We start from the raw sequence: 3,540 nt of genomic DNA on the forward strand, positions 1-3,540 counted from the left end.
TCGGCGCTGAATCCGGATGGATCGGGCAGCTGGGTGATGGTAGTCTCTGGCATGGGCATATCCCTTTCTCGGTTGAGAATTGACGGCGTTCTGATCACCGCCATGATATGCCGCCCCCCCCGAGGCATCACCAACTTTCGCTCATTACTTGTTGCTCATCAACCCCAGTCTGCCCGAAGAGGCGCTACTTGCGCTGGTGCTTGTCACGCTGTTTTCTTATGGGGGGGGGCCGCATTGGCTTGCCTGACCGCGCCTGGGCGCAAAACGCCGCAAGAACTCGGCGATATCCTGGTGGGTGCTGTCCGCCGAATTCGTTGATAAAAGCTGGAGATACCCGATGCACTATCGCTCGATAAACGACATGAACGATGCGATCGTTCGGAATCTGCACCGTCTTCCGCCAGACATCGATCTGGTGGTCGGGATCCCGCGCAGCGGAATGCTGGCCGCGAACCTCTTCTGCCTTATTACTAACATTGCGATGACGGACTTGGACAGCCTCCTGGAAGGGCGCATTTATTCCTCTGGCACCTCGTCGAAGCGACGCAGCGCGCTCGACCGGGGTCTTCCCGATATGCGCCGGATCCTGGTGCTCGATGACAGTATCCGCAGCGGCAAGGCAATGCGGGCTGCTCGCGAACGGCTGGAGGCTGCCGGACTGGGTGGCAGGGTCATGATGGGGGCAGTCTTTGGAATCCAGTCAAAGCACGTCGAGACCGATTTCATCTTCGAGGTCGTACCTGATCCGCGCGTGTTCCAGTGGAACCTGATGCACCATGTCATTCTGAAGAAAAGCTGCGTGGACATCGACGGCGTGCTGTGCGTCGATCCGACACGTGAAGAAAATGATGACGGTCCCGCCTATGCAAAATTCCTTGCGGAAGCCTTTCGCCTGCATGCCCCGACTCAGCGCATCGGCACTCTTGTCACCAGTCGTCTGGAAAAGTACCGCGGACCGACCGAAGCTTGGCTTGCCCGTCATGAAATCGAATACGACAAGCTGGTCATGCTGGATTTGCCAAGCAAGGCTGAACGTCAGCGCCTCAAGGCACACGGCAGCTTCAAGGCAGAGGTCTATCGAAAGTCGGACGCCCACCTGTTCATTGAAAGTGAGTTTGGCCAAGCCGAAACGATCGCGCGTGTTTCTGGTAAGCCGGTATTCTGTGTCGACACCCAGCAGATGATCTCTCCGGACGCTCTTTCCGTGGCCGCGCTGCGGCAGGAGTTGCGCAACCTCCCATCCCGGCTGCGCCAGGCCAACTCCGCCGGGAGCAAGATCAAGACCCTAGCGCGCTCTGTTCTAGGAGAGGCGGGTTATCTTCGTCTCAAGAATATCGTTAAATCCGGAACGACGAAATGACCGGTTGCATCAGCGTTGTCATCCCAGTCTGGAACGGTGAGAGCAGGATAGCTGCTACACTGGACGCCATCTCCCTGCAGACTGCGGCTCGCGACCAATTCGAAGTGATCGTGGTAGACAACGGCTCGACCGACGGCACGGCCGATATCGTGCGGCGTTACCCATTCGTGACATTGCTATCCGAGCCTCAACCCGGGTCGTATCGTGCACGAAATCGCGGCGTAGCTGTGGCCCGATGCGAGTATATCTTATTCACGGATGGAGACTGCATTCCCGTTCCGGAGTGGATTGAGGAGGCTATGAAAGAAATTGGCAAAAATCGGGATGTGGGGATTTGGGCAGGGCAAATCACGATGTTCACGGAGCCAGGAGCGACCTTCTTCAGTTCGCGCTACGAGAAGCTGATCAACGGCTTTGACCAAAAACATAATGCCGAGGCCGGCCGTTGCGTCACCGCGAACTGGCTGTGCCGTCGAGACACTCTGATCGCCTTGGGAGGTTTCGATGATGCGGCCCTGTCCTCCGGGGACATAGAATGTTCGGGGCGATTCGTGAAGGCTGGCCACCGAATCGTCTATGCTCCCGGAATGACCGTAGGACATCCGACGCGCGCCAATCTTCCCGAACTTGCACGTAAGCGCCGACGTGTCGTGGGTGGTCGTTGGCGGCTGCGAGGCATTTCGGAAATGGGCGCCGTGAAGGGCGCAGTCTTGTTCGCACGTGAATCTTTGAGTCACGTGAAATGGATTATCCGCTCTGATATCGAAGCCTGGGCGAAGCCTGGCGTGATATTGATCGTGCTATCCCTATTACTTACTACCTATTACGAACTGCTGCGTCTGGGTTCTGGAAAGTCTTCGTACCGCTCCTAATTTTGAAGCAAATTTGGCGCCGTTGCAGTGTACGGATCAATGGGAGCGGTTCTTTCGGCCAACATAGGCATCTCGCAGGAGAACTACTGCGAAGGGTAACCAGCGCCGAGCGGTTCGTATACGCCCATTTTGATATCACCTTTTTTACAACAGTGCATTTTGTTGCCATTTTTTCAGAACCCGCTGGCGTTGATGATGTGACCGCCCCCCGACGGCATCTGTGTGCCAAGGTGGGTCTGCAACGATCCACAAAGGGGAGCGGTCATGTCGGAGATTATCACGGTCGGGCTCGATCTGGCGAAGAATGTATTCCAGGTGCATGGAGCCGACGGCGCAGGCCGGACCGTGCTGCGCAAGAAGTTGCGGCGTGCTCAAGTGCTGGAGTTTTTCAGCCAACTGCCCTGTTGCGTCGTGGCGATGGAAGCCTGTGGCGGCGCGCTTTTTTTGGGGGCGCGAGATGGGCAGGCTGGGCCACGATGTGCGGCTGATCCCGCCTGCTTATGTAGTCCGGCCTGAACAACTCCTACCGTTTTGATCTGATGTGCTGAAGCCGCGGTTCTGCTCGCTTCGGATTGCGGGGTTTGGTATGCTCTGGCCAGAAACCCTGCAATTTCCGGTCGCCGATGAAGCCCCATCCCCGCGCCCTGAGCAGGATGACCTGCTCCGTCCACGATTGGTCGACATGATTGACACGCGCCACGAGCTGGTGAAGCTTGCGGTGCTGATCGATTGGGAGTTTTTCGAACGGGAATGGGCCGCCTTCTTCCCGTCGCATCAGGGTCGGCCTGCGACCTCGCCGCGCCTCGTCGCCGGGCTGATGTATCTCCAGCACGCCTTCAAGCTGTCGGATGAGGCAGTTGTGGCCTGGTGGGTCGAGAGCCCCTACTATCAGCACTTCACTGGCGGGACGTTCGTCGGGAAAGCAGTCCACCGGACTGTTTTCTGATCCTCCTCACGATGCTGTCCCAGCTGATGGTGTAGCTGGCGATGGGCCTCGCGGTCTGTTGAGGGCCGAGCTGATCAGTCTCGCTGCGCAGCAGGCAGGCTGACCATGACATCATCGCAGACAGGCGCAAGCGTTTCCAGCGTCATGTAACGGCCGCGCTGGACGGTCCATTCCTCAGTCTGCTCCATCAGGAACGCCCCCACCAGTCTCCGGATCGAGGCTTCGTTGGGGAGCGAGGGCCTGGTGGACCTGTCGCGGTTTGGTGCCGCTCCTTTGACCACGTAATGTGCAGCAGAGGAGATGAACCATGGGCACAGTCAGGACGGATGAATTTCGCAAGGATGCAGTGCGGATTGCGCTGA

The 3,540-nt window shown here is 58.0% G+C and carries 2 protein-coding genes and 3 pseudogenes; 4 read left to right on the forward strand and 1 reads right to left on the reverse strand.

Annotated features, from left to right (window positions below):
* The first annotated feature begins 361 nt into the window (after positions 1-361).
* From OC184_RS19605 to OC184_RS19620, 4 genes and pseudogenes are all read left to right on the forward strand, one after another.
* A complete protein-coding gene (locus OC184_RS19605; protein WP_265508857.1) occupies positions 362-1,360 on the forward strand; it encodes a phosphoribosyltransferase in 999 nt (332 codons plus the stop codon).
* Complete coding sequence (locus OC184_RS19610) at positions 1,357-2,232, forward strand: glycosyltransferase (protein WP_265508859.1); 876 nt, start codon at positions 1,357-1,359, stop codon at positions 2,230-2,232. The genes OC184_RS19605 and OC184_RS19610 overlap by 4 nt, the downstream gene beginning before the upstream one ends.
* A 264-nt stretch (positions 2,233-2,496) precedes the next feature.
* Positions 2,497-2,737, forward strand: a pseudogene (locus OC184_RS19615) (IS110 family transposase); the annotation flags it as partial.
* A 118-nt stretch (positions 2,738-2,855) separates the two neighbouring features.
* Positions 2,856-3,145: pseudogene (locus OC184_RS19620) on the forward strand (transposase); the annotation flags it as partial.
* A gap of 107 nt (positions 3,146-3,252) precedes the next feature.
* Here the strand turns inward: OC184_RS19620 and OC184_RS19625 are convergent.
* Positions 3,253-3,408 (reverse strand): annotated as a pseudogene (locus OC184_RS19625) (IS256 family transposase); the annotation flags it as partial.
* Between the last annotated feature and the right edge of the window lie 132 nt (positions 3,409-3,540).

The organism is Paracoccus rhizosphaerae (assembly GCF_026162645.1).
GTDB classification, from domain to species: domain Bacteria; phylum Pseudomonadota; class Alphaproteobacteria; order Rhodobacterales; family Rhodobacteraceae; genus Paracoccus; species Paracoccus rhizosphaerae.